This is a genomic window from Lysinibacillus sp. NPDC058147, from assembly GCF_042884205.1.
In the GTDB taxonomy this organism is placed as follows: domain Bacteria; phylum Bacillota; class Bacilli; order Bacillales_A; family Planococcaceae; genus Lysinibacillus.
On record NZ_JBHVUJ010000001.1, the window covers coordinates 698958 to 723792 of the forward strand.

Sequence of the window (24835 nt, forward strand, 5' to 3'; positions counted from 1 at the left end):
TTTTAGTAGGATTTTCTGGCAATCTCTCGAAATATTTAAGTATAAAGGGGGAGAGTGTATGTCTAGTTTACCAATTATAGTAGCACCGATGTTTTTAGTTTCTAATCCTAAGATGGTTATTGAAGCTAGTAGAGCTGGGGCTATCGGTTCTTTTCCATTATTAAATGCAAGACCCGCTTCAACATGTGCTGAGTGGCTAGAAGAAATAAAAAAGGCGCTACCGACTGAGCAATGGGCAGTCAACTTTATATGTCACCCTGTAGCGAATACACGTTTTGAGGAAGATTTACAGTTAATTGAACAATTTCAGCCACCAATTGTCATTACTTCACTTGGAAACCCAAAGAGAGTACTAGACATTGTGCATGGCTATGGAGGTAAGGTCTATGCAGATGTTGCGAACGTCAAGCATGCAGAAAAGTCTGCTGCAACGGGTGTAGACGGACTAATCCTTGTTTGTGCAGGAGCTGGTGGACATGGCGGGCAACTGAATCCATTTGGCTTTGTATCTGCCGTAAAGAAATTCTTTACGGGGACAATCATTTTATCTGGCTCCATCTCTAACGGTGCAGATGTATTAGCTGCTCAAATAATGGGAGTAGACTATGCCTATATGGGTACTCGTTTTTTAGCTTGTGATGAAGGAAATGCACCTGAGGAGTACAAAAATATGGTGATTGACAGTGATACCTCTGATATTTTATATACCGACGCCTTTAGCGGTGTCCATGTGAATGTGTTAATTCCATCATTATTGAAGGAAGGCATTGATCCTGCAACATTGAAGCCGAGAGAGGACATTGACTTAACACATCTCGTGAATGTCAAGGCGTGGCGAGATATTTGGTCAGCGGGTCATGGTATCACAAATGTTATCAAGCGAGAATCGGTTCGTGAAATACTCATGACATTGCAAGAGGAATACGAGCAGGCAAAGCAACATGTAGTGTCTGTACAACCGTAATAAAAATAGGGGCAGTCCAAAATGATTAGTTATCAGATGGACTTGCCCCTTAATTTTTAATCATGATTCAAAGTAGCTGCGATTTCTGGTTGTTGTTCAACTTGAAGCAGCATATTGAATGAAGCGATGGCTACTTCTACTTGCTCATCTTTAGGCTCACGTGTTGTTAGTAATTGTAGCCATAAGCCTGGATAGCCAAGGAAGCGTAACACGGGAATGTTACGGCATGCATTTGTCGCTTGAAGTACTTCGAATGATATACCAAGAACAACTGGAATTAATAGAATACGGTCCAAAATACGTAACCATAGTGGATCGGTTGGCACGAAGAAATATAAAAACATGCCTACAAACACAGTGAACAGCATAAAACTACTACCGCAACGATAGTGTAAGCGTGATTGTGCTTGTACATTTTCCACTGTTATGTCCATACCTGCTTCATAGCAATTAATAACCTTATGTTCTGCACCATGATATTGGAATACTCGTTTAATTAGCGGAGTTAAAGAGATAAAATATAAATAGGTAAGTAATAAAAATAGCTTTATGCCGCTTTCAAGTAAAATTTGACCGGTTTTGCCCTCTATCCATTTAGAGAAAAAATCTGCAATAAATACAGGAATTAAAGTAAAGGCAAATTTACCAAATAAAAAGGAAAGAATACCTACAACTGCAACTCCTAAGATCATTTGAAGTCTCGAGCCTTCCTCTTTATGATCTTCTTCTTCGCCGGGTGTAACGTCGTAACGGTCCCCTGAAAATTGCATATGGCGAGAGCCTAAACCAGCTGATTCAATCAGTGCTACAACGCCCCGTACCAATGGAATTTTTTTAAGCTTTTGTAAAATAGGGTTTTGAACTTTTTTAAAATGATAATAATCAATGGAATCATCGTTACGGCGAATAGCGGTAATCGTATGTTCCTTTCCTCCGAACATTACACCCTCTAATTGTGCTTGTCCCCCGTATACAGGTGAATTGCTCAAGGCTAACACCACTCTCTTTATATATTTCAACTGTACCATTGTACTAAATTTAGTGAAAAACCTCTAGAGTTACGCATAGTAAAATTTCTATATGGTTACACTAATCGTACAGTTTAGGAAATGATTAACGTTTAAAAATAAACCCGTGGTACAAGTTAGGAGGATTTTGCTTGAAAGTAGCTAGTATAACATCACTCGTCAGTGCACTTGTTTTAGCATTGTGTTTAAAGGGACTTCAATACTTTCAACTCATAAAATGGAATCCAATAGGTTTTTATAAGAAGTGGGATATATTTGAAGGTAGTTCAAAACTATTTCAATGGAGCTTTCTCATCCTAGTCTTATTTTTTATTGGATTTTTATTATTTATTACATTGAGATATGTCTATATTATTCCAGCTGTGCTATCTTCTTTCTTGCTCGGCCTTTTTTTGTCGATCACTTTAGAATGGATTGTTCTTGACTTGCCTTTACAATCTTCTTCCTTTAAAAAACTATCAATCCCTTTCATCGTCATCGTTATTTGCCTATTACGATTCTTGCTTGAAACTGCGAATTTTCATCAGAAAGAGCACACAGCACAAAAAGGAAATTAGTTGCTGTATGTGTCTTGTATGATAAAATAATGGCAAGTACATAGAAAGAGGCGAATATGCGTGAAGTTATTATGTTTGAATGGACCTAACTTAAATCGACTAGGGAAACGAGAGCCACATATTTATGGTTATGAGACATTAGAAGATGTGAAAAAAAATGTTCAGAATCTTGCGGCGTCTTTAGGTGCCACTGTCGAGTTTCGTCAATCTAATCATGAAGGGGTACTTGTTGATTGGGTACATGAAGCAGAGGACGAAAAATATGATGGTATTATCTTTAATCCCGGTGCATATACCCATACAAGCATTGCGTTACATGATGCAATTGCAGGAATTTCTGTGCCGGTTATAGAAGTACATATTTCAAATATCCATAAACGTGAGGCTTTCCGTCATCATTCTTATCTCGCTCCGGCATGCCTTGGTCAAATCAGTGGACTAGGTACGAAAGGCTATGAACTGGCACTACGCACATTTATCGAGAGGGAGAATTGATTATGTTGAAATTACAAAAGCTACGTAAGGCACTTCAGGAACAAAGTATTGATGGTATTTTAATTACGAACGAGTTTAACCGTCGTTATATGACAGGTTTTACAGGGACAGCAGGCGTAGCAATTGTGTCTCAAAATGATGCTGTGTTTATCACGGATTTTCGTTATACAGAGCAAGCTGCTGCGCAAGTACAGGGCTTCCGAATTGTAAAGCATGAGGCGACGATCATTGAAGAAATTGCAACGCAAGTAAACAACATGGGTATCAAATTACTGGGCTTTGAGAAAGATACTGTTAGCTATGGCACATATGAGTTATATAAAAATAACATTCAAGTAGATTTAGTGCCGATTTCTGGGCTAATTGAAAAAATTCGCTTGATTAAGACGCAACAAGAGATTAATATTATTAAGGTTGCGTGTGAAATTGCTGATCACGCATATACACATATCTTAAACTTCATCAAGCCAGGTAAAACAGAGCTTGAGGTTTCGAATGAATTAGAATTTTTCATGCGTAAACAAGGAGCAACTCAATCTTCGTTTGACATAATTGTTGCGTCGGGTCTTCGCTCAGCTTTACCACATGGCGTTGCAACGAATAAAGTGATTGAAAAAGGCGATTTTGTCACATTAGATTATGGAGCGCTGTACAATGGCTATATCTCGGATATTACTCGTACTGTGGCAGTTGGCGAGCCGTCTGAAAAATTAGTGGATATGTACAAGGCAGTACTTGCTTCCCAGCTTTTAGCACTTGAAAAGGTTGGTCCTGGCTTAACAGGGATTCAAGCAGATGCGATTGCACGTAACTACTTAACAGAAAAAGGCTATGGCGCGGCATTTGGTCATTCATTAGGACACGGGATTGGTCTTGAAGTACATGAAGGCCCTGGCTTATCGATGCGTTCTGAAGCGGTGCTAGAACCAGGTATGGCCGTAACGATTGAACCAGGAGTGTATTTACCAGGAATCGGTGGTGTACGTATCGAGGACGATATTTTAATCACAGAGGCAGGTAATGAACTGCTAACTCATTCGTCAAAAGAACTTATTATTTTATAAACTATGGAGGAACACAAATGATTTCAGTAAACGATTTCCGTACAGGTCTAACAATTATTGTAGATGGCCAATTATATCGCGTGTTAGATTTCCAACACGTTAAACCAGGTAAAGGTGCTGCGTTCGTGCGTTCTAAATTACGTAACCTACGTAACGGTTCAGTAAACGAAAAAACTTTCCGTGCTGGTGAGAAAGTTGAAAAAGCACAAATTGATAACCGTAAAATGCAATACCTTTATGCACAAGGTGACGAGCATGTTTTCATGGACTTAGAATCATATGAGCAAACTGAACTTTCTTCAGCTGCAATTGAATATGAATTAAAATTCCTAAAAGAAAACATGGAAGTTCATATTCAATCTTACCAAAGTGAAATGCTAGGTATTGAATTACCAAACACTGTTGAGCTAGAAGTAACAGAAACAGAGCCAGGTATCAAAGGTGATACAGCTTCTGGTGGTACAAAACCTGCAACTCTTGAAACAGGTCTTATTGTACAAGTGCCATTCTTCGTAAACCAAGGTGACAAGTTAATCATCAATACAGAAGAAGCTTCTTACGTATCTCGTGCGTAATGAATAAAGACATACAGCCTACTCTCTTCTAACGAAAGAGTAGGTTTTTTATTTATACATAAAAAGCTAAAGCAATCCAACTTTGTGACAATAGATAGAGAAATAGCAATCTTTTTTACTAGTATAAAAATGTATATCTATCATTTGGTGTATGGTCATATTTGGAAGTGTTGTTTACAATAAAAGTAAGGAGTGAATGCTATGCTACAAACAACTTTTGATATTTCATACCCAATGATACAGGCACCAATGGCTGGTGTAACTACGCCAAAATTTGTGGCTGCCTGTGCAGAGGAAGGTATTTTAGGCTCGATTGGAGCGGGATATTTAGATGGAGAGCAAACAAAAAACTTTATTCAGGAAGTTAAAAAGCTAACGAAAAAGCCATTTGCTGTTAATTTATTTGTACAGGAAGAGCCCCGTATTGATATCGATGTCCTTCAGAAAGCTCGAATGGCTTTACAACCAATTTATGATGAGCTTGGACTTTCACCTGTACAAAGTGTCACGTCTAAAGAAGTATTTGAAGAACAAGTACAAGCTGTTCTTGATGAAAATGTTGCCATTTGTTCCTTTACATTTGGCATTCCTTCAGCAGACGTCATACAACGTTTACAGGACAACAATGTTTATGTTATTGGTACAGCTACTACATTAGAGGAAGCAAAGCGTGTAGAACAAGCAGGGATGCAAGCGGTTGTCCTTCAGGGTGGGGAAGCTGGTGGTCATCGCGGTTCCTTCACTGAACCAATGCAATTAATTGATTTGCATGATTTACTTCAGCAAGTAGTAGGGCAAATTTCCATACCGATTATTGCTGCAGGAGGTATTGTAGCAAAGGAAGATGTTAACAAAGCACTAGCAGCAGGCGCACAAGCGGTTCAAATTGGTACAGCGTTATTGGTAGCTGATGAGTGTGAAATTACACCTCTCTATAAAAATGCCGTGCTTCAATCAAAAGAACAGCAGACGACGATTACTCGTGCTTTTTCTGGTAAACCAGCGAGAGGCTTGGTGAATGGTTTTACGGAACGTATGAAGGATGCTGTTGTAGCACCTTATCCATTGCAAAATGATCTAACTACAACTATTCGTAAAGAAAGTGCAAAACAGGGAAAAGCCGAATATTTATCAATGTGGATGGGCGAAAATAGCTATTTAGTGAAACAACCAGGCACAGTCAAAAACATCATTGAAAAGCTACTTTAATTTCATAAAAATACTAAGATCTCTATACGTATGTATAGAGGTCTTTTTTTTAGGGTAGCAACATATATTGCTGTACACGAGGGGGCGTATGAATGGAATTACAAGACGTATTAAGAGTCGCGGGAGTGGGACTAGTAGTTGCGCTTCTTCATGTCTTCTTTGATCAAACAGGAAAGAAAGAATTTTCATTTTTCCTATTTTTCATTGCCTACTTATATATGACAGCGGAATTACTGCGATTTTTACGTCTATTTTTCAATGAAATCCTTACATTCTTTCAATGGCTGACCTCTTCTGGGTAGCTTAAATGGAAATAGTCATTGTAGCTGTTGTCATGCTGCTTTTATTATTGCTTATAAAAGAAGTCATAAAGCCACTCCATGCGCTTATTAGTGTAATGTTTTCGTTTTTGCTGTTCGGTATGTTGTTCTCGACACTCCTATTGCCATTTATCAAGCAATTGCTTGAGACATTAGCTTTTTTGCCTTATGCAAAAGCAATTGTGGTAAGTGCTAGCCTTTTTTATATAGGGCAATGGGTGTCTATTTTGCTTGTAGAGCAAAACTATAAAGTGCTCGGGCATATTGTCTATGATGGGGTCAAGATTGTTATTTTATTGTACTGGTTTAAGGAATTTCTGGCTGTTTTACAGGAGGTGTCGGCCATTTTACAACGGCTAAACTAAGGGGCGAAGACATTGCTAGAGCAAATATTTTCGTTTTTAACTGATCCATTTTTTCTATTGCTGAAAATGACGCTTATTTTGTGTGGCTACGTCATTATTATTTTGATTGTCAATATGATAATACCAGAATTTGAAAAAGGGACAAGGATACTTTTTTTTCTTATTGTACTTGCAACAATCGGACCTGTCGTTGTGAAATCATTTAATTTAATCGACGAAATAGCACAGGGACTTGCGCATATATTTACTGCATTTTATCCCATTCTTACTTCCAGCTTTCTTTTATCAAGCAGTATTACAGCGATTGCTTCTTGGCAGCCTTTTTTACTTTTTTTTGTACAAGTCTTAACGATTATTAGTAGTAAATGGCTTATTCCAGGAGTGCTTTTTTCAATTGTTTTCGATGTTTGCAGTGTCATTGTTAAAGAAATTTCGTTTACGAGAATTGCTGAATTGATTCGTTTTACCATCATGAGTATCGTCTCTGCATCTGTTATTTGTTACATCATTTTAATGTCGGCGAGTGGTGTGGCAGTATTTAGTGTCAACGCAGCTGTTGCAGAGCCTGTGAAAAAATTAATAGAGGAAAATATCCCGGTTGTTGGTTCCTTTATAGTAGATAGTTTTTCAATGTTCCAGCATATGACACAATTTACCTCTTCCATTACTAGTATTTCTGCATTTATAGCGGTTATTACCGTGTCGTTCATTCCAACAGTTCAGCTTGTTGTCAGTGCCTATTCGTTGAAATTGTTAGCCGCTATTTTAGAACCAATTGCCTTTGATGATATTTGTAAACTCCTTGATCATGTTAGTAAATCTCTATTTACTTTATGTGCTGTATCATTTCTAATTGCTTTTTCATTTATGTTTTCTTGTTTATTCCTCATCGTTTTTGTGCAAGTTATGGCTGGGGGGAGATAGATTGATTCTTTTATTGGCAATGCTCTTTATCTGTCAGATATTTGTGTTTCTAACAGAAGATAAAGAAATAATTTCACTTACAAAGCTTGTTATTACGTTAGTATTTTTGCAATTGCTATTAAAGATTCCATTTATCAATTCATAGGAGGAAACAAGCGTACATACACTTGAAAAAGAGAAGAGATGAAAGGAGGCAATGTACAAGTGATGTGGAAAAGAAACGAAAAAAAACATCGTCATTTATAGTCTTAATGCTTATCGCTGCCTCCGTGGGAATTTTCATCATTTTACCAATGTATCAAACGAATACAACAAATGGGCAAGTAACATCGATGACCAATGAAGAAAAACTTGAGCAGACACTGAAGGCTATGAAAGGTGTTGGGGAGGTTAAAGTCTATTTTTATTACGGAGATATGACAGATGCAAAGGATGACAATAAACTATTCAGTCAATATTTTCGAGGAACTGAACAAGGCACGAAAGAAGTAACAGGGATGCTAATTGTTTCAGAAGGAGCATCAGACATCTTTGTTAAAAATGAAATTCGTGCAGTCGTTAGTCAAGTAATGCAATTACCGATTCATCGAATTATTATCGTTCCAATGGAAAATAAGGAGGAAAAGTAAATGCGCGTACGTAGAAGAACAGTTTGGTTTATGACATTATTAAGTCTAGTAGCGGTTATTTCAGTGTATTATTTGGTTGATCCAGCAAAACAATTTAATGGACTAACTATTTTCACAGATGACTCATTACAACAAACTGCGGTAACGGGTGTGACAGATCAACAAGCATCAAAAGAGGGAGAGACGAAGGAAGTATCTTCTCCAAGTCATTTATTTGAAGAAATGCGCATGCAAGTTAGTGATGAAAGAAGTCAACTTCGTCAACAATTAACTCAAAAGATTGGTTCAAAAGATTATACAGCAGAACAAAAAAGTGAAGCTTATAATGAGATGGATAACCTTATAAAACAAGAATCATCTGAAGCAATGTTAGAAATGCTTATTAAATCTTCAGGCTACTCCGATGCATTTGTAAAAGCAGACGGTGATAAAGTATCTGTAACTGTTATGGCGGAGGAGCTATCAAAAGCTCAAGCAAATGAAATTATTTATTTGGTAAAAACAGAGATGGAAGGCGCAAATGACGTCCAAGTAAAATTCAGCGCAAATAATTATTAAAAATAGAAAGAAAAAGATGAATTTTCTGTATATTAAACAACTATTGTTATATATCAGCATAATGAAAAGGCTTTCGTTTAGTAAAGGAAAGCCTTTTATTTTGTTCATATTTACTTAATTTGCATTAAAGTATTTCAAATTGTTCGAAAAAAATATAGAATAGTGTTTGTAGTAGATTTTATTTCATAAGGAGAGTTAGAAATGTTCAAAATTCAAGAAATTCGCGAAATTATCAAATTAGTAGATTCTTCTTCAATTGACGAGTTCGTTTACGAAGTAGATGGCGCAAAAGTTAAATTAAAAAAGAATGGTGTTGTTGTTACTGAAACTGTAGCACCTAAAAAAGAAGTTGTTGCACCTGTTGTACAACAGTCTGAACCTGTAGCACCAGCTACTCCAGCACCAGCAAAAGTTGAAGAAGCACCGGCTGCATCAACATCAACAACAAATAACGACCCATCGTTACATAAAATTGTATCTCCGATGGTTGGGACTTTTTATCAATCTCCAAATCCAGATTCACCAGCTTACGTTAAAGTGGGGGACAAAGTTGGTAATGAAACAATTGTATGTATCGTAGAAGCTATGAAACTATTCAACGAAATAGAAGCAGAAGTTCAAGGGGAAATCGTTGAAGTACTTGTTAAAGACGGTGAATTAGTAGAATACGGTCAACCATTATTCCTTGTAAAAGCTGAGTAAGGAGTGCACAACCATGAAAAAAGTTTTAATTGCAAACCGCGGCGAAATCGCTGTGCGTATCATTCGTGCTTGTAAAGAGTTAGGCATTCAATCTGTTGCCGTATACTCAGAAGCAGACGCAGACGCATTACATGTGAAATTAGCAGACGAAGCATATTGTATCGGGCCAAAGCTATCAAAAGATTCATACCTTAGCTTCCCGGCTTTACTTAGCGTAGCAGAAAAAACTGGTGCAGATGGTATCCACCCAGGTTACGGTTTTGTATCTGAAAACGCAGACTTCGCTGAAGCTTGTGAAAACGCAGGCATTAAGTTCATTGGACCTTCATCAGATTCTATTAAAATTATGGGTATTAAAGACGTTGCACGTACAACAATGGAAGCGGCAGGCGTTCCGCTTGTTCCGGGTACTGGTATTGTTCCAGATATCGAAACAGGTAAAGAATGGGCTTCTAAAATTGGTTACCCAGTGATCATCAAAGCAACTGCTGGTGGTGGCGGTAAGGGTATCCGTGTAGCTCGTACAGAAGAAGACCTTGTAAAAGGCATTGAAATTACGCAAAAAGAGGCTGCCGCAGCATTCGGTAACCCTGGCGTATATTTAGAAAAATTCATCGAGTACTTCCGTCACTGTGAAATCCAAGTATTAGCGGATGGCTATGGTAATGTTGTACATTTAGGTGAACGTGACTGTACAGTTCAACGCCGTATGCAGAAATTAGTAGAGGAAGCTCCATCTCCAGCTCTATCTTCTGAGCGTCGTGCTGAAATGGGTGCCGCTGCTGTTAAAGCTGCACAAGCATGTAACTATGAAGGTGCTGGAACAATTGAGTTTATTTATGACTATCAAGAAGATAAATTCTACTTCATGGAAATGAATACTCGTATCCAAGTAGAACACCCAGTAACTGAAATGATTTCTGGTGTGGATCTTGTACAACAACAATTAAAAATTGCATCTGGTGAAAAACTTCCTTTCACCCAAGATGATATTAAAATAAATGGTTGGGCAATCGAATGCCGTATTAACGCAGAAAATGCTTATAAAAACTTCATGCCATCAGCTGGTACTGTAGATACTTATGTAACTCCAGGTGGCTATGGTGTACGTATTGACTCTGCTGTATATGCTGGCTACACAATCCCACCATACTATGATTCAATGGTTGCAAAACTAATTGTTCATGCCAATACACGTGAAGAAGCGATTGCTAAAATGAATCGTGCGCTTAGCGAATTTGAAGTATCTGGTCCTGGGATCAATACAACAATTCCATTCCACCAAGCATTAATGAACAATGACGTTTTCAAATCAGCTCAATTCAATACGAAGTTCCTTGAAGAGAATGATGTTTTGGGGACAAGCAAGTAATTATTTATGCAGATTTGGGGAATAGAATAGGGAATAGAACACCTATCAAAGTTCGCAATTTTATTACCTTCTAACTTTTATTAGTTAGGAGGTTTTTTGTGTCCAGAAATAAACGGAGAACAGGGATATTTGATTTGAATGACATTATAGGGAGCATACAGCTTCCAAACTTTAATGGAGCATTTCAACAGGATGACACAGAGCTAATTGCACCACCGAAAATTTTAGTGGACGTAACTGAGGTGAAAGAAGGAAAGAAGGGCATCAAAGTCGCTAATGCACTACTCATCGTAAAAGAACAAATGCGGTTATCAGGTGTTAGGAAGGCAACTGTCAAGGAGTATATATACACGTTTAATCGTTTAGTGGAAGCTATGAGAATCGAATTTCTCTATGAAATTACACTAGAAGTGATATTCAATTGGCTCTCGAAACTAGGAGATATCTCAGAAGTTTCGAAACAAAACCGCTTACGAGTAATTAAAGCTGTTTTGAATCGTTTCTATGATAATGGTTGGTTAGAGAAGAACTTTTGGAAGGATGTATGTATACGTGTGGATACCAAAATCAAGCTCCCAGCAGATGAGAAGCAATTATCAATCTTATTGTCATTACTCGATATGACGGATTTCATACAGTTTCGTGATGCGGTAGCCATTCAAACAATCTTTAAGACAGGTATTCGTATGAATACACTCATTCAGTTAAAAGAAAAGCATATTGATTTTGAAACAAATTCATTATTGTTAACAGGCGATATTGATGATTATGAATGCAGGGCTTGGATATGTATTGATACAATTATCACCATTGTTTTTAGAGATATTGGAAACTATTAGGAATGCTATTTAAAATAAAAAAGATCACTAGTAAAAGATGTTACAAGATTCAAGAAAGGCGACATAGTAATTGTTCCTTTTACTCAAACTTGACCGAGAAAACTGAACAAAACCGTACCATACCATACCATACCACCTCTAAGTACAAAGCGAAGTAGTATGTGTAGCTTTATAAAAAAGTTTGATCATTTATAATAAAAATTGATAATTTGTAATAAAGTTTAATTAAAAACATCTCATCTCTATAGATTTTTAAAGGTGAGATTTATTTATTGGAAATTTAGGTGATAATTTTACTTTGGAGATTTTGAAGAAATGTACTTAAACTAACGGAGTAATCTAGTTCAAAGCATCACTATTGTATTTAGTTATTTTTCTGTATGCTGTATAATTTTGGGTAGTGATATTTAACTTTAAGTATTTCTAATGAATTATTTCGAGAGGGAAAATTTGTTATATTTAGCTTTATTAATTGGCATCGTTTCAATTGTAATTACGGATAAACTTAGGCAAGCTTTTAAATTATCAAGCATTTGGGGGATGATTGGTCAAATTTGTGCATCACTTGTAATAATAATGATCGGCAAACTAGAGGTTAGTCATATTAATCTAGGTAATCACTTTGAATTAGGATATTTGACGATTCCGTTTACTTTATTATGTCTTTTAGGTTTTACAAATGTAATGAATATAGAAAAAGCGCATAATCCTTCAATATTGCTGTTGCCATTCGTTTCTTTAGTTTGTTTCTCAATATCTGCTTTCATCAATAGGCCTTGCTATGTCAATAGGCTTCGTAATAGCAGTACTTTCAATATCCCTTATTAAAATATCTATTATAACAATTTATATTCCGATATTTACTTTAGCGATACCACTCACTTTATATTATTTTATTAAAGATAAATTTACGAGTATACAATTAATTACAGTTAGCACTTTAACAGCTATTTTATTTGGTGTATTAATGTTCATAGTTCCTTTTCATATAATGTGGTATCTCGTTGTTGGGTTAACGATTATTTTGGTTATCACGCAATTTTCACGTAAATATCGCTTTATTTAGAAACTAAAGTTCTTTTTAAACTAACGGGTTGCTTTAATTGAAGATTCGCATCCAGAAATAATCAATCTTTATTATATAAACAGCTTTATCAATGAAGTAATATATTCCATCAACTCCTTATTAATTTAATTGTAAGTTAAACCCATTAAAATCTCAAAAAATGAAACAGATGAAAGTATCTTCACCTGTTTTTAAAGAGAATTAAGCAGTGTTATCTATCGTTTTGGTAATTTTCTTGTTAATTTCCGATATACATGTAGAAAAAATAACTAAAATAGCAGATGATTACTAACGAATTTACTAAAGGAGGTAATATTTTATTATGTTTAAAAAATTAAGTTTTACAGTTTTACTTTCTGCTATCCTACTAATAGTTACATTTACTATGGATACAAGTAAAGCACAAGCGGGATATGCAGACAATCCAAACGATGTATACTATAATTTCGCCAAACAAGCATATAACGTAGATGGTTTCTCAACTGGTAAGCAAAAAATCCAGAGTAACTTAAATGCAATATACGGAAATAAATTTAAAGTAATTGATACTTTAAGCGTTATAGGAAATCCCTTCCATGAAGTAGCAAGACAAACAAATGGCAATCTTGGTTCTTTAGATTCTACAGGACTTGAAATTATGACAATTGTAAAAGAGCCGAGTGCCACTAGTGTAGGTAAGGTTTATTTTGCTTTTGCTGGTACAGATTCAAAGTCATTATCAGATATATTAACTTCTAAAAACATTGCTGAAGGTGTACACCAGGGCAACTAAACCAAATTCAACTATACTTGAATTACATATATTCTAATTACCCAACGTATAGCGGTTATCAGTGGTATTTTACTGGCCATTCACTAGGTGGTTACTTAGCTGCTAAAACTTATTTAGATATTCGATCAGCTAATTGGTTAACTAGTACTCCATGGAAATATGGTGGTGCTGTTAATAAAAAGACAATAAGCGGAGTTTATACGTTTAATCCACTTCCAATTCCTAAGAATCAAATTTCATCTACACAATGGAATGCGAATATAAACAAAGTATATGATTCAGAAATTAAAAACCTATATATTGAAAATGAATGGCTAAATGGTGTATATGATATGCATAGTGACAAAATGGCCTATTTTGGATTTAAAGGAGCTGTACCATCAAGCATTCCAACTTACAAAACAATAAACTATACTCCAAAAGGTAGTATATCAGGAGATTTAGCAGGCTATTACGCGTATTCGTTGACTCATAAAAAAGCAGTTACTGACAATCATGGAATTTCTGCTTTAGCACCTTATGTAAGTAATTAAAAGCGCATATTATTCAATTTTAAAAGCAAGTGTACATTTAGTGATCTGACCCAAAAAAGTTAGACATTTTTAGTTAAGCAACTTCTAAGACCTGAGTTCGGTACTTCACCGGGCTTAGGTCTTTTAATTTTTCTTTCATTCGTTTGTGATTGTAATAGTGAATATAGTCTTTGAGTTCCTGTTCAAAATGTGCCATGAATTCAAATTCTTGTAGATACAGGAGTTCAGATTTTAATAAGCCAAAGAAATTTTCAATGACTGCGTTATCCAAACAATTGCCCTTACGGGACATACTCTGTGTAATTCCATGTTGTTTTAATGTTTGTTGATACTTTTTCATTTGATAATGCCAACCTTGATCCGAATGAAGAATGACTTGATCACCTGATTGAAGGCGCCAATGCTTTTTCTAACATATTATGGACTAGCTTATACACTGGACGATTCATTACCGTATATGCAATGATTTCGCCATTGCATAAATCAAGGACAGGTGATAAATAGCGTTTTTCATCAAATAGATGGAACTCTTTCACGTCTGTTACCCATTTCTCGTTCATTTTTTGCGCCGTAAAATCGCGTTGTAATATGTTTGGGGCGATTTTACCGACGTTTCCTTTATACGAACGGTATTTTTTCATGCGGACTTCACACTTTATGCCAATGGCATTCATCAAACAGTTAATCGTTTTAGGATCATGTTGAATGCCTTATTTTTTTAGTTCTTTGGCAATTCGCCGATAACCATAACGTCCCTTATGTTCATGATAAATAGACTGAATTGCGACTTTCACATCAGCGTATTTATCAGTACGATTCAAACGCTTTTCCCAGTAATAATATTACTGCGTGGAATATCAGTGACTTTGATTAATTCCACCACTTCATAGATTTCCTTTAGTCCATAAATTACTTGCGCTTTGATTTATTCAATACGAAGTTCCTTGAAGAGAATGATGTTTTAGGGACAAACAAATAATTGTTTCGTTAACAACAAAATAGAACGCTAACGTCTATTTCTTATACCTTCTGACTTTACTAGTCAGGAGGTTTTTTATTTGTCTAAAATTAATTAGTGTTCAGGCGTATTTGATTTAACAGTATTAACACCTTTTATGAAGCATGTTATTTGGATGTGTTATAATCAAATTTATGAAGAAATCTACACTAACGGTGCAGTAGGGTTAAATGAAATAGGGAGGACAGATGATGGATAATCAATATGTCGTAGGTTGGGGTACATTGGCATTGATAAATGCTGCACTTGCACAAGGGAAGAATAGAACGGGGTTCAATTGGTTTTTACTTTCTCTTGTGTTAGGTCCATTTGCAACACTAATTTTGTTATTTGTTGAAAAAAGACAGTAACACTACATATTTACAATAATTTATAAAAGTTAATAAAGTGAGAAGCGTGGTCGTGTAGACTCTCGCTTATGGGATATTTAATAAATGTAAGTCGATTTTAGGATCGGCTTATTTTTTTATATACTATTGTACTTATTGACGCTTAAATAAAATAAATTTTGGAAAAATGATACAATAAAAATAATTCAGGATCAACACAAAGTAAGTACTTGCAATTTTATAGACTGGATATGGAATGGAAGGTGGCGCTGTAGTGGCACAAATTTAAAGATGTTATCTCGAATCGAAAATGATAGTAAGAAAGGGGAAGAAAATGAAAACTCAAGTGTCAAACTATATAAAAATTGGCTCATCAAAACAATTTATTTCCATTTTTAGTGAAGATAACAATCTGCCTCTGTTAGTGTATTTACATGGTGGTCCAGGTGATGCTGCTTTACCACTGATTTATAAATATAACTCAGAACTGGGAAAAACATTTAATGTTGTAGTCTGGGAACAAAGAGGGGCTGGGAAATCTTACTATGCTTTTTCGAAAGAGGAACAAATAACTATTGAAACTTATATAGAAGATCTATACAGTTTAATTCAATATTTATTAGAAACGTTTAAACAAGAGAAAGTTTACCTTTTAGGGCACTCGTGGGGAAGTGTCCTAGGTTTAATTTTTATTAAAAAATATCCACAGCTAGTACATAGTTATTTTGGATGTGGTCAAGTTGTTAACATGAAAAAAGGGTTGCAGTGTCAATATGATTTTGTTCTGAAAGAAAGTCAAGAACAAAATAAAAAAAAGATTGTTCAGCGATTGGAAAATATTGACCTTACATTGACTCAAAAAGAGTGGTTAAACGATTTATTATTTGTTACTAAATTAGTAGTTCGATACAGACATTCATTATATGGAAAAAGCAATTACAACCAACTGGTAAGGGATTTCATTTTTTCATCAAAGTACACATTTAAAGATTTAATCAACCGCGAAAAAGGGAGTCTGCAATCTATTCAATATTTATGGCAAGAGCTCATGAAAATTGATTTTAGTGAATACAAGAGTTTCGATGTCCCTATTACGTTTTTTGAAGGGCGTCATGATAAGCATGTTTCTTCTTCATTAGTAGAGGATTACTATCACACAATAAAAACAGCAAAAAAAATCGTTTGGTTCGAAAATTCAAGTCATTTTCCCCAGTGGGAAGAGTCAGTCAAGTTTAATCAGTCTTTGATAAATATCAAAGAGCAAAAATAGTTTTACCAACCTTTAAATGGCAGTATATCAACGATCTTTATATCTATAGAAAAATATATTTGGACTATTAATTCGTGAAGGAAAGAAAGATGGTATTCAAGTGAATGAATCACTTGTGATTTTTTTCTAACACAACAATTCCGTTCACCAGGCATTGATGAACAATGATGTTTTCAAATCAGCGCAATTCAATACGAAGTTCCTTGAAGAAAATGATATTTTGGGGACAAGCAAGTAATTGATTTGTGGATTTGGGGAATAGAATATCTATCAAAGTTCGCAATTTTATTACCTTCTAACTTTAATTAGTTAGGAGGTTTTTTATGTCCAAAAATAAACAGAGAACAGGGATATTTGATTTGAATGACATTACAGGGAGCATACAGCTTCCAAACTTTAAGCGCAGGAATCCCTATAAGTTCATAAAGCGTTTTAATAGCTCAAAATAAAAGTCATGAAAGCCTATTTTCATGCGGTGTCAAGGACGTTATACTCCGAATTAAGGAGAGTGATTGACGTTGCATACACGAAATTTATCAGTAGACCAAGCACGCATAAAGCTAGACTTACATACTAATAAGAATGCTTTTGTCTTGGAAGATGTTGTACACAGGACATGGCAACACCATCTGTGGAGAGCTTTGTAACGCTTCTCTTAAGTACATAAGAACCCCACTGCTTTAGCTGTGGGAGTAGTCAGAATTATTGATATAAGTTAATAAAATGAGAAGCGTGGTAATGTAGACGCTCGCTTATTCAAACAGTTGGGGTGTTTAATAAACGTAAGTCGATTATAGTTCGTCTTATTTTTTTTACTTCAATAATGTAATAACTTGCCAATATTGGAGCGTTTTACTAATACGATAGTATAGCCTTATAAATGTTATCAAAACTTAGGAGCGATATAATGGCTAAATACGAATATGCACGAGTGTCAACGGTAGCATAAAGTTTAGAGTCGTAAATATAGTTTTTAGAGTCAGAAGCATATAAAGGTGGGGATTCCGAGGAATTGGACTTGTGTACATCGGGTGTTACGCTAACACAAGCCCTTAGATTTATGTATGATGGCTATTGTTTGGTTTGTTAAAAGGTGATAATAGTCCTTGTTAACGTTTTAATTTTTCATTGATTTCTTCCAATAGTATTGATTTCCTTTTTAATTGCTTAGTTGTACTGATAGCAAACCAAACGAAAAAAATAAATGGAACAAGAGAAAGTAATAACCCGAAAATCGAGAAAGCACTAAATAAAATATCTCCTGAATTAAAATGATTCATATCTTCTGTATTTAAACTATTCACAACTCAAATCCTCCTACTTTTTTAACTAAATAGTAATTTTTACTATATCGAAATTGTAACATAGCAAAGTTTTAGTTGGTAGATTAATGGTAAAAATGTAACAAATGAGATTGACTGTTATAATCTACCGAGCCGATAAGGACTTAGTAGCTTAGAAATCTATTCAGTAATAAAGCGCAACTAAATGCAGAAAAATTCCTATACAATACTCGAATTTGAAAGAAGACAGACGCAACGCAAGTCGGTGTTTCAATCGCTGATGCTCGCTAAATAGTTGTGCGATATTTGTGAGCGGAATAGAATTAGGAATAAAACAAAATGGAATATCCGATTTTTAGACCCTTTAACGAAACTGATTAGTTAGGGGTCTTTTTTGTGCATAAAAATGATCAGCGTACCGGCATTTTTGATTTAAAAATATGAATTCGATCGAACTAAAAACGATTAATCCTAAAACGAAAAAAAGCGCTAATAACAGCGCCAACATTTATGAGTGACGTTAATTGTTAATTGAGTTCGTTTAAAGGGTAATCATATAAGTGCATATTTTGCGCTAATCATCGTTAAAGAACAAATGCGCTTATCGGGCATACGCACACAAACCATTAAAGAATACGACTAATCGTTGCGCTAACAATGGACGTTGAAAGTTAGTTGCGCCAACGCCGCTTTTATTAGTTTTAACTAATATCCCCTGTTTGTTTAATCAAATTTTGAAACAGTCTTACAGTATTCTTCTAACTCACTCAATGTAAATAGTAATGTAATAGGAAAATCACTTGAAGTTTCTTTTGAATATGTTAAATGAACTACAGCAAATTTATTTAGCTTTTTAATCCTATGCTCGGGTATTAATAATGAGGAAGCTAAGCGCCTTATTTCGCCTTTATAAACGTGGTTAAAACCGGTTTTAAATCGCCAGTCGACGTATTTATCATCTTAAGTGTTTAGCAAAATCAAACGGAATTATAAGGGGGATTGAACGGAATGAATATTGCAGCAAGTATTATTAATATCCAACGCAAACTACTCGAACGAACTGGGCGTAAAATAGACGTATATTACATTGAAGGTCAGGGTGCCTTATATGTATACATGGGCGAACCTTTAACGGTCAGCAACGTAATTTACGCAGCGTCTGAAATGGAACTAATGATGAACGTTATTTAATGAAGGGGGAATTGGAATAAAACTAAACATCGAAATATCTGATGAATACCGAATTACATCCGGTAGCATACAAACGTGTTTGAATCTGAACGTAACATACGATAAAAAAGTGCTTAACGCCAATTCTATGTATTTCATATACTTGTAAATTACGTATTATTAAACGATAGTACGAAAGGAGAAGGGAAAGCTCAAGTGTCAAATTATATAAAAATAGGCTTTTCAAATATAAAAACTGTTTTGTAACGTTGTATTAACGAGTGCGTCAAATATAAAGGGGGGATATGTATGAAGAAGAAATATTTTTTATATTTAGTAGCTCTTTTTGGACTTATCATAATGGGGTGTTCAAATACTAATGGATTGCCAGGAGGAAAGCCTCCTAAAGTCTATATAGAAATTGATAATAAAAAATTTGAAACTACACTCGGTACCTATTGTTGGCCAAATAAATGCGTTGATACCGCTGGACCGGTTGAACTATTAGAAGGTAAAAAACCTATAAAAGTTAAATCTGGTGAAAATATAACACTTGTGATGGAATACGAACCAAAACCAAATGAAATTCATGTTGTACAAATGAGTGATAACAAAGAAATTGAAGTCATGGTCAAAGACAATCATTTTACAGCACCTACACAGCCTGGAGTTTATTATTATTCATATGGCGTATGGTGGAAAGATGAAAAGGAAGCGAATTTATCTCGTGGCGACGCTTTCTACGCCTTCGCTTTAGAAGTAGATTAGTTAGTCCGTTAAAGGGAACTATTATTGAATGGATATATTTTTACTTGAAGATAAAGAACATTGTTTTGGCGAAGAAATCTATGAAGATTTCTTCGCTTTTCATTTTTATTGAGAAATTATTTGAATTTGTCGCTATTAGCCTGTCCCAAATAAATTAAATCGGCTTTACTAAGCCAAACATTCCTTTTTATAGTATAATAAGCGTAAGTACAGCATTTGTTTGTGATGTGTAAGGGAAAGGATGATATTTGTATGGCAGAGAAAGTAGGACAATCTTTCGTACAACCAACGCCTTCTGGAAAAGAAGAACTTGGGAAAATTGAAGTAGCAGCGGAAGTAATCGAGGTTGTTGCCGGAATCGCAGTGAACGAGGTAGAAGGGGTCGCGGCAACTCGTGGTAATATTGCTACAGGCGTAGTAGAACGCTTCGGTAAAAAAGTTCACAATAAAGGCATTAAATCGGGTGTTACTGAAACTGGTGAGATTGCCATTGATGTATTTTGCTCTGTAAAATACGGCTATACAATCCCAAAAGTGGCGAAGGAAGTACAAACTCAAATTCGCCAAGCGATTTTTAATATGACAGCACTTGAAACTGCTGAAGTGAATGTTCACATTACAGGTATTCACTTTGAAAAAGAAGAAGTAGCTGTACATGAATAAAAAGAAGGATTGCCCTATAGGCAATCCTTCTTTTTCATATTTGTTAACGGAAATTGATCAGTAGTAATTAATATCGTTTCTTTATTATATTTCAATATGCTTTGGCTTTCTCCAGAATAAAGCGAGTATTACGCCGATTGTTAAAACAATTGTCGCAAAGTAATATGGATAGTTTAAATTGATATCGAACAATACCCCACCTAAAATAGGGCCGAATATATTACCGAGACTTGTAAACATAGAGTTCATGCCACCAACGAAACCTTGTTCATTACCAGCGATTTTCGATAAATAGGAAGTAACGGCAGGACGTATTAAATCGAAGCCGACGAAAATAAAGAATGTTACAAATAATATTGCGAAATAGTGGCTAACAACGGTCATAGCAAAGGTTAGTACAGCAGATAGGACGAGCGAATAACGAATAAGATTGATTTCGCCCATTTTCTTTGTAAGCCCATCGAATAACACTAGCTGAGCAAGGGCCCCGACTATTCCACTCCCCGTAATAATAATCGCGATATCTGAAGGTGTAAATGCAAATTTATGATCCACAAATAGGCTAAATAACGATTCAAATGCTGCTAAACCAAATGATAGTACGAAAATAAGCACGAATGGAATAAGGTAGAGTGGACTAAAAATACGCTTCACACTGCCTAAAATTGATGGTGCAGATTCTTCACCATCTGAAGCACGTGTCGGTTCTTTTAACAAAATAAATGACAAGATACCTGCTAAAAATCCAAGTATACCAGCAGCGTAAAATGGTATGCGTGTTCCGAATTCCGCCAAAAATCCACCGATACCAGGTCCGATAATAAAGCCAGTACTAATCGCTGCACTCATATAACCTAGTGCCTTTGGACGTTGTGACAAGGTTGTAATATCAGCGATATAAGCAGTGACCGCCGGCATAATGAAGGCAGCACTTACACCACCAAGCATACGTGAGATAAAGAGTATTTCAATTGTGCGTCCAAGCCCGAATAACAGCTCTGAAAAACCGAATATAAAAAGACCTGCAACGATCATAATTTTTCGGCCAATATTATCCACCATTTTACCGGAAATCGGTGACACTATAAGTTGAGTAATAGCAAATGCCGCCACCATATAACCAACGACTGAGCCTGAAATTTTTAGCTCATTCATGATTGTAGGTAGCACGGGTATAACTAAACCAATACCTAAAAAGGCAATGAATAAATTCGATAATAAAATACTTAAGGTTAAAATTTGTTTCTTATTCATTTTGTTCTCCTTCAAATCTAAATCTACTAGAATATTTCCATGTAATACAATAAACCCTATAGTAACTATAGGGTCAAAAGATTTGTTTTGATTTTTTCAGTGTGGAAGTATTCGTTCGTAGCTATACAAGGTGGCTCAAGAAATTTCCTTTGATGCTCCGAAGTCAATGTAGCAGGCATTCTCTAGTAATTTCTAAAGAAATCTCTTATGGCATCAAAACGAATTTTATGTTTACAATTCTCGCAGTAAAATAAGTGGGATTTACGTTCTTTGTATTGCTTATATTGTTCCTCACCCTCATATAACTTGAAAGTTCTTTTACAGCTTGTACATGTAACTTCATAATGCATAATGAACACCTCGGAAAATGAAGTTAATTTCCTTAATTATAACATTATTGTTATTTAAAAGATAATGATGGTTTTTCATTTTTCTAAATTTAATTTCATAAAGTTGATTGAAGGGTATTAAAATAAACAAAAACTTGCTTGAAAAAGGTATCAGATTATTGAAAACTTGCTTGAATTCGTGTTTCTCGTACGAATTTATGCTATTATAAACCTTAATGCCACTTAAGAAGGAGAGCTTTACATGAAACGACATGAGGCACGCGAAAAAGCGTTGCAAGTTTTGTTTCAGCTAGACAATACTGAACTAACAGTAGAAGAAGCAATGGGTCATATTAAAGGACAACCTACAAATGTCTTCTACGAAAAGATTGTTACTGGAACAGTTGAACATTTAGAGGAAATCGATGCTACTTTAGAGCAGCATCTTGAAAAGTGGTCACTTGCCCGTTTACCTAAAATTGAAAGAACGGTTTTACGTCTAGCTGTATACGAGATTTTATACATGCCAGAAACACCAAAAAGAGTAGTACTTAATGAAGCAATCGAGTTATGCAAAACATTTGGCGACGATGGCTCGTCGAAATTTGTTAATGGCGTACTTTCTAAATTTACAGAACAATAAAATGTGTTGAATTGGAAGGAGTAACTAAGGTCTATGTCAAGTGCAATTATTAATGGTAAAGAAATTGGTCAAGAAATTCGTAATTCAGTAGCAGAGCGAGTAACACGTTTAAAAGAGCAGGGATTAACACCAGGCTTAGCGGTTGTTTTAGTAGGAGACAACCAAGCCTCGGCTACATACGTGAGAAATAAGCAAAAATCTTGTGAAGCTATCGGTATGTTTTCTGAGTTAATCAAACTGCCAGAAGAGACTACGCAGGAAGCATTATTAGCACAAATTGAATTATTAAATAAACGTGAAGATATTCATGGGATTTTAGTACAATTACCACTCCCAAAACATATTGATGAGGATACTGTTATTGCCACAATTGCTGTGGAAAAAGACGTTGATGGCTTCTCACCAGTAAGTGTTGGGAAAATGATGCTTGGCCAAGAAACATTTTTGCCTTGTACACCGTTTGGCGTAATGAAGCTTCTTGAATATTCAGGAATTGAAATAGCAGGAAAGCATGCGGTTATCGTGGGTCGTAGTCATATCGTTGGGAAACCAATGGGACAACTTCTTCTACAAAAAGATGCAACCGTTACATATACGCATTCCAAAACACCAAATCTACCTTCATTCACTAAACAAGCAGATATATTAATTGCGGCAGTTGGACGTGCAAACTTTATTACGAAGGAACATGTTAAAGAAGGCGCAGTTGTTATAGATGTTGGCATTAATCGTGATGAAAACAACAAGCTTTGCGGTGACGTAAACTTTAATGAGGTCGATGGTATTGCTTCTCACATTACACCTGTACCAGGCGGTGTAGGACCAATGACAATTACTATGCTTCTATTCAACACAGTTCAAGCAGCAGAAAATAAGCTTGCACATACAGTTAAGTTATAATTTTGAATGATTGAATGACTCTTTAGTTTGCAAAAAAGCTATCTCAATATTTTTATTGAGATAGCTTTTTTTGCGTTATTTTACTTTCTGGGTAAACATACGTCTAATGTAACGTTTGGGTCATACATATTAATAGGGAGGTTTTTATGGATTTAATACTTATAATCAAACATATCATTATCGGTCTTGTACAAGGATTTACTGAGCCAATTCCTGTATCATCGAGCGGACATGTTATGATTGCTAGCGAAATTCTTGGTCTCGGTGAGCAAGGTTTTACTTTTGCTATTTTAACAAACACAGCTTCTTTACTAGCTATAGTCTATATTTATCGCGAGGATATTGTCCGACTTATCACAAACTTTTTCCTTTATCTAAAAACAGGAAAGAATCGTTATAAAGCTGATTTCCGTTTTGCCGTATTCATTGTGATTGGTTCTATTCCAGCAGGCGTTTTAGGTTTTTTATTACGGGATGTTATTGCTGATAATGTTAATATGACTACGATAGCTCTTATGCTATTTGTGACAGGTATTGCCCTATGGCTAATTCGTAATATGCGTGGTACGAAAAAGGATGCGGATTTGACTGCTAAAGACGCCATTATCGTAGGTCTTGGTCAAGCTGTTGCATTAACACCTGGCATTAGCCGTTCGGGAGCAACCATTATTTCAGCCATTACAGTTGGTATGAAGCAGGAAACTGCTTTGCGATTTTCCTTCATGCTTTATATTCCCGTAAGTCTAGGTGGGGTTGTCCTTGGAATTTCAGATTTTTTAAATGAGCCAAATAAAGGTGCTTTATTAATTCCTTACACGTCGACATTTGTTGTGACATTATTCATGACTTATTTTGCAATGCGTTGGTTTATGGGAATCATGAAAAGTGGCAAGCTCAGCTACTTTACATATTATTGCTTTCTTGTAGGTACTCTCTTATTAATATTTTATTAATTTATAAAGCCTCATAACTTTAATTAGTTGTGAGGCTATTTTGTTGTTAAAAAAATGAAATGTTAGGTATTTTTAGTAAATGTCTTAGCGTTTAAATGAGGAGGTTACTGATCGTTGCACTGGCGGTTCGATCCGTCGTTCCGGCAGTTCATACCGTCACTGTGACAGATATATCCGTCGCTTGGGTTTCTTACCGTCGCTCAGGCGGTACAATCCGTCCCCTTGAAAGCGCTCAGTAGGAACGGAAATCAACCCCTCGCTTTGCAGGAGAGTTGTAGTGAAA

Annotated in this window: 30 protein-coding genes and 1 pseudogene; 26 read left to right on the plus strand and 5 right to left on the minus strand. The window is 35.6% G+C overall.

What is annotated here, in order from left to right; translation table 11 throughout:
• Positions 1–58 precede the first annotated feature (58 nt).
• Positions 59–964, plus strand: a complete 906-nt coding sequence (locus ACFVT8_RS03375) for an NAD(P)H-dependent flavin oxidoreductase (RefSeq protein WP_387081958.1) — start codon at positions 59–61, stop codon at positions 962–964.
• Positions 965–1020: 56 nt separating this feature from the next.
• On the opposite strand, the gene ACFVT8_RS03380 is transcribed toward ACFVT8_RS03375, so the two are convergent.
• Positions 1021–1953: a DUF1385 domain-containing protein gene (locus ACFVT8_RS03380; protein ID WP_387081957.1), complete on the minus strand. Its 933-nt coding sequence runs from the start codon at positions 1951–1953 to the stop codon at positions 1021–1023.
• Positions 1954–2123: 170 nt separating this feature from the next.
• On the opposite strand from ACFVT8_RS03380, the gene ACFVT8_RS03385 reads away from it, so the two are divergent.
• The 17 genes from ACFVT8_RS03385 to ACFVT8_RS03465 all read left to right on the plus strand — a co-directional run bounded on the left by ACFVT8_RS03385 (position 2124) and on the right by ACFVT8_RS03465 (position 13972).
• The gene (locus ACFVT8_RS03385; protein WP_387081956.1) at positions 2124–2549 is read left to right on the plus strand and encodes a hypothetical protein; all 426 of its coding nucleotides are present in this window, start codon (positions 2124–2126) and stop codon (positions 2547–2549) included.
• A gap of 60 nt (positions 2550–2609) precedes the next feature.
• On the plus strand, positions 2610–3044 hold the full coding sequence (gene aroQ, locus ACFVT8_RS03390) for a type II 3-dehydroquinate dehydratase (protein WP_323655051.1): 435 nt from the start codon (positions 2610–2612) through the stop codon (positions 3042–3044).
• Positions 3045–3046: 2 nt separating this feature from the next.
• A complete protein-coding gene (locus ACFVT8_RS03395; RefSeq protein ID WP_387081955.1) occupies positions 3047–4108 on the plus strand; it encodes a M24 family metallopeptidase in 1062 nt (353 codons plus the stop codon).
• Between the two features lie 17 nt (positions 4109–4125).
• Positions 4126–4683 (plus strand): elongation factor P, encoded by a 558-nt coding sequence (efp, locus tag ACFVT8_RS03400; protein ID WP_387081954.1) that lies wholly within the window; start codon positions 4126–4128, stop codon positions 4681–4683.
• Between the two features lie 201 nt (positions 4684–4884).
• Positions 4885–5892 (plus strand): NAD(P)H-dependent flavin oxidoreductase, encoded by a 1008-nt coding sequence (locus ACFVT8_RS03405; RefSeq protein ID WP_387081953.1) that lies wholly within the window; start codon positions 4885–4887, stop codon positions 5890–5892.
• Positions 5893–5984: 92 nt separating this feature from the next.
• A complete protein-coding gene (locus ACFVT8_RS03410; RefSeq protein ID WP_012295089.1) occupies positions 5985–6194 on the plus strand; it encodes a hypothetical protein in 210 nt (69 codons plus the stop codon).
• A gap of 5 nt (positions 6195–6199) precedes the next feature.
• Positions 6200–6577, plus strand: a complete 378-nt coding sequence (locus ACFVT8_RS03415; protein WP_387081952.1) for a hypothetical protein — start codon at positions 6200–6202, stop codon at positions 6575–6577.
• A gap of 12 nt (positions 6578–6589) precedes the next feature.
• Positions 6590–7501 carry a stage III sporulation protein AE gene (locus tag ACFVT8_RS03420; protein ID WP_387081951.1) on the plus strand — a complete coding sequence of 304 codons (912 nt, stop codon included), beginning with the start codon at positions 6590–6592 and terminating at the stop codon, positions 7499–7501.
• A 1-nt stretch (position 7502) separates the two neighbouring features.
• Positions 7503–7646, plus strand: a complete 144-nt coding sequence (locus tag ACFVT8_RS03425) for a hypothetical protein (protein WP_199777723.1) — start codon at positions 7503–7505, stop codon at positions 7644–7646.
• A 22-nt stretch (positions 7647–7668) separates the two neighbouring features.
• Positions 7669–8130: a hypothetical protein gene (locus ACFVT8_RS03430; protein WP_387081950.1), complete on the plus strand. Its 462-nt coding sequence runs from the start codon at positions 7669–7671 to the stop codon at positions 8128–8130.
• Positions 8131–8688: a SpoIIIAH-like family protein gene (locus ACFVT8_RS03435; protein ID WP_387081949.1), complete on the plus strand. Its 558-nt coding sequence runs from the start codon at positions 8131–8133 to the stop codon at positions 8686–8688. It begins immediately after the preceding gene.
• A gap of 201 nt (positions 8689–8889) precedes the next feature.
• On the plus strand, positions 8890–9390 hold the full coding sequence (gene accB / locus ACFVT8_RS03440; RefSeq protein WP_387081948.1) for an acetyl-CoA carboxylase biotin carboxyl carrier protein: 501 nt from the start codon (positions 8890–8892) through the stop codon (positions 9388–9390).
• A 13-nt stretch (positions 9391–9403) separates the two neighbouring features.
• Positions 9404–10762, plus strand: a complete 1359-nt coding sequence (accC, locus tag ACFVT8_RS03445; RefSeq protein ID WP_387081947.1) for an acetyl-CoA carboxylase biotin carboxylase subunit — start codon at positions 9404–9406, stop codon at positions 10760–10762.
• A 98-nt stretch (positions 10763–10860) separates the two neighbouring features.
• Positions 10861–11601 (plus strand): tyrosine-type recombinase/integrase, encoded by a 741-nt coding sequence (locus ACFVT8_RS03450; RefSeq protein ID WP_387081946.1) that lies wholly within the window; start codon positions 10861–10863, stop codon positions 11599–11601.
• A 781-nt stretch (positions 11602–12382) separates the two neighbouring features.
• On the plus strand, positions 12383–12667 hold the full coding sequence (locus tag ACFVT8_RS03455) for a hypothetical protein (protein WP_387081945.1): 285 nt from the start codon (positions 12383–12385) through the stop codon (positions 12665–12667).
• A gap of 322 nt (positions 12668–12989) precedes the next feature.
• Complete coding sequence (locus ACFVT8_RS03460; RefSeq protein ID WP_387081944.1) at positions 12990–13439, plus strand: hypothetical protein; 450 nt, start codon at positions 12990–12992, stop codon at positions 13437–13439.
• A 17-nt stretch (positions 13440–13456) separates the two neighbouring features.
• Entirely contained in the window at positions 13457–13972 is a 516-nt protein-coding gene (locus ACFVT8_RS03465; protein WP_387081943.1) for an alpha/beta hydrolase family protein, read from the plus strand.
• A gap of 73 nt (positions 13973–14045) precedes the next feature.
• On the opposite strand, the pseudogene ACFVT8_RS03470 reads toward ACFVT8_RS03465, so the two are convergent.
• Positions 14046–14894 (minus strand): annotated as a pseudogene (locus ACFVT8_RS03470) (IS3 family transposase); the annotation flags it as partial.
• A gap of 287 nt (positions 14895–15181) precedes the next feature.
• On the opposite strand from ACFVT8_RS03470, the gene ACFVT8_RS03475 reads away from it, so the two are divergent.
• Positions 15182–15340 carry a hypothetical protein gene (locus ACFVT8_RS03475; RefSeq protein ID WP_387081942.1) on the plus strand — a complete coding sequence of 53 codons (159 nt, stop codon included), beginning with the start codon at positions 15182–15184 and terminating at the stop codon, positions 15338–15340.
• A gap of 313 nt (positions 15341–15653) precedes the next feature.
• Entirely contained in the window at positions 15654–16589 is a 936-nt protein-coding gene (locus ACFVT8_RS03480) for an alpha/beta fold hydrolase (RefSeq protein WP_387081941.1), read from the plus strand.
• Positions 16590–17698: 1109 nt separating this feature from the next.
• On the opposite strand, the gene ACFVT8_RS03485 is transcribed toward ACFVT8_RS03480, so the two are convergent.
• The gene (locus ACFVT8_RS03485; RefSeq protein ID WP_387081940.1) at positions 17699–17893 is read right to left on the minus strand and encodes a hypothetical protein; all 195 of its coding nucleotides are present in this window, start codon (positions 17891–17893) and stop codon (positions 17699–17701) included.
• A gap of 987 nt (positions 17894–18880) precedes the next feature.
• On the opposite strand from ACFVT8_RS03485, the gene ACFVT8_RS03490 reads away from it, so the two are divergent.
• The 3 genes from ACFVT8_RS03490 to ACFVT8_RS03500 all read left to right on the plus strand — a co-directional run bounded on the left by ACFVT8_RS03490 (position 18881) and on the right by ACFVT8_RS03500 (position 20473).
• Positions 18881–19063, plus strand: a complete 183-nt coding sequence (locus ACFVT8_RS03490; protein WP_387081939.1) for a hypothetical protein — start codon at positions 18881–18883, stop codon at positions 19061–19063.
• Between the two features lie 288 nt (positions 19064–19351).
• Complete coding sequence (locus ACFVT8_RS03495; protein ID WP_387081938.1) at positions 19352–19810, plus strand: hypothetical protein; 459 nt, start codon at positions 19352–19354, stop codon at positions 19808–19810.
• A gap of 252 nt (positions 19811–20062) precedes the next feature.
• A complete protein-coding gene (locus ACFVT8_RS03500) occupies positions 20063–20473 on the plus strand; it encodes an Asp23/Gls24 family envelope stress response protein (protein ID WP_387081937.1) in 411 nt (136 codons plus the stop codon).
• An 84-nt stretch (positions 20474–20557) separates the two neighbouring features.
• Here the strand turns inward: ACFVT8_RS03500 and ACFVT8_RS03505 are convergent, their stop codons facing one another.
• Together ACFVT8_RS03505 and ACFVT8_RS03510 are read right to left on the minus strand one after the other, a co-directional pair.
• The gene (locus tag ACFVT8_RS03505; RefSeq protein WP_387081936.1) at positions 20558–21727 is read right to left on the minus strand and encodes an MFS transporter; all 1170 of its coding nucleotides are present in this window, start codon (positions 21725–21727) and stop codon (positions 20558–20560) included.
• A 182-nt stretch (positions 21728–21909) separates the two neighbouring features.
• Positions 21910–22077 carry a DUF2197 domain-containing protein gene (locus tag ACFVT8_RS03510; RefSeq protein WP_387081935.1) on the minus strand — a complete coding sequence of 56 codons (168 nt, stop codon included), beginning with the start codon at positions 22075–22077 and terminating at the stop codon, positions 21910–21912.
• Positions 22078–22318: 241 nt separating this feature from the next.
• Between ACFVT8_RS03510 and nusB the strand changes: the two genes are divergently transcribed.
• From nusB to ACFVT8_RS03525, 3 genes are all read left to right on the plus strand, one after another.
• Positions 22319–22699: a transcription antitermination factor NusB gene (gene nusB, locus ACFVT8_RS03515; protein WP_100544800.1), complete on the plus strand. Its 381-nt coding sequence runs from the start codon at positions 22319–22321 to the stop codon at positions 22697–22699.
• 33 nt (positions 22700–22732) lie between these two features.
• Positions 22733–23599, plus strand: a complete 867-nt coding sequence (gene folD, locus ACFVT8_RS03520; RefSeq protein WP_387081934.1) for a bifunctional methylenetetrahydrofolate dehydrogenase/methenyltetrahydrofolate cyclohydrolase FolD — start codon at positions 22733–22735, stop codon at positions 23597–23599.
• Between the two features lie 146 nt (positions 23600–23745).
• Positions 23746–24552, plus strand: a complete 807-nt coding sequence (locus ACFVT8_RS03525; RefSeq protein WP_387081933.1) for an undecaprenyl-diphosphate phosphatase — start codon at positions 23746–23748, stop codon at positions 24550–24552.
• Positions 24553–24835: the final 283 nt, after the last annotated feature.

Bases quoted from the DNA above. Each gene is read 5' to 3' on its own strand.
- ACFVT8_RS03375 (WP_387081958.1), top strand. From the start codon at position 59: ATGTCTAGTTTACCAATTATAGTAGCACCGATGTTTTTAGTTTCTAAT.
- ACFVT8_RS03395 (WP_387081955.1), top strand. From the start codon at position 3,047: ATGTTGAAATTACAAAAGCTACGTAAGGCACTTCAGGAACAAAGTATT.
- efp (WP_387081954.1), top strand. From the start codon at position 4,126: ATGATTTCAGTAAACGATTTCCGTACAGGTCTAACAATTATTGTAGAT.
- ACFVT8_RS03405 (WP_387081953.1), top strand. From the start codon at position 4,885: ATGCTACAAACAACTTTTGATATTTCATACCCAATGATACAGGCACCA.
- ACFVT8_RS03410 (WP_012295089.1), top strand. From the start codon at position 5,985: ATGGAATTACAAGACGTATTAAGAGTCGCGGGAGTGGGACTAGTAGTT.
- ACFVT8_RS03415 (WP_387081952.1), top strand. From the start codon at position 6,200: ATGGAAATAGTCATTGTAGCTGTTGTCATGCTGCTTTTATTATTGCTT.
- ACFVT8_RS03435 (WP_387081949.1), top strand. From the start codon at position 8,131: ATGCGCGTACGTAGAAGAACAGTTTGGTTTATGACATTATTAAGTCTA.
- accB (WP_387081948.1), top strand. From the start codon at position 8,890: ATGTTCAAAATTCAAGAAATTCGCGAAATTATCAAATTAGTAGATTCT.
- accC (WP_387081947.1), top strand. From the start codon at position 9,404: ATGAAAAAAGTTTTAATTGCAAACCGCGGCGAAATCGCTGTGCGTATC.
- ACFVT8_RS03455 (WP_387081945.1), top strand. From the start codon at position 12,383: ATGTCAATAGGCTTCGTAATAGCAGTACTTTCAATATCCCTTATTAAA.
- ACFVT8_RS03460 (WP_387081944.1), top strand. From the start codon at position 12,990: ATGTTTAAAAAATTAAGTTTTACAGTTTTACTTTCTGCTATCCTACTA.
- ACFVT8_RS03475 (WP_387081942.1), top strand. From the start codon at position 15,182: ATGGATAATCAATATGTCGTAGGTTGGGGTACATTGGCATTGATAAAT.
- ACFVT8_RS03480 (WP_387081941.1), top strand. From the start codon at position 15,654: ATGAAAACTCAAGTGTCAAACTATATAAAAATTGGCTCATCAAAACAA.
- ACFVT8_RS03490 (WP_387081939.1), top strand. From the start codon at position 18,881: ATGAATATTGCAGCAAGTATTATTAATATCCAACGCAAACTACTCGAA.
- ACFVT8_RS03495 (WP_387081938.1), top strand. From the start codon at position 19,352: ATGAAGAAGAAATATTTTTTATATTTAGTAGCTCTTTTTGGACTTATC.
- ACFVT8_RS03500 (WP_387081937.1), top strand. From the start codon at position 20,063: ATGGCAGAGAAAGTAGGACAATCTTTCGTACAACCAACGCCTTCTGGA.
- ACFVT8_RS03505 (WP_387081936.1), bottom strand. From the start codon at position 21,727: ATGAATAAGAAACAAATTTTAACCTTAAGTATTTTATTATCGAATTTA.
- ACFVT8_RS03510 (WP_387081935.1), bottom strand. From the start codon at position 22,077: ATGCATTATGAAGTTACATGTACAAGCTGTAAAAGAACTTTCAAGTTA.
- nusB (WP_100544800.1), top strand. From the start codon at position 22,319: ATGAAACGACATGAGGCACGCGAAAAAGCGTTGCAAGTTTTGTTTCAG.
- folD (WP_387081934.1), top strand. From the start codon at position 22,733: ATGTCAAGTGCAATTATTAATGGTAAAGAAATTGGTCAAGAAATTCGT.
- ACFVT8_RS03525 (WP_387081933.1), top strand. From the start codon at position 23,746: ATGGATTTAATACTTATAATCAAACATATCATTATCGGTCTTGTACAA.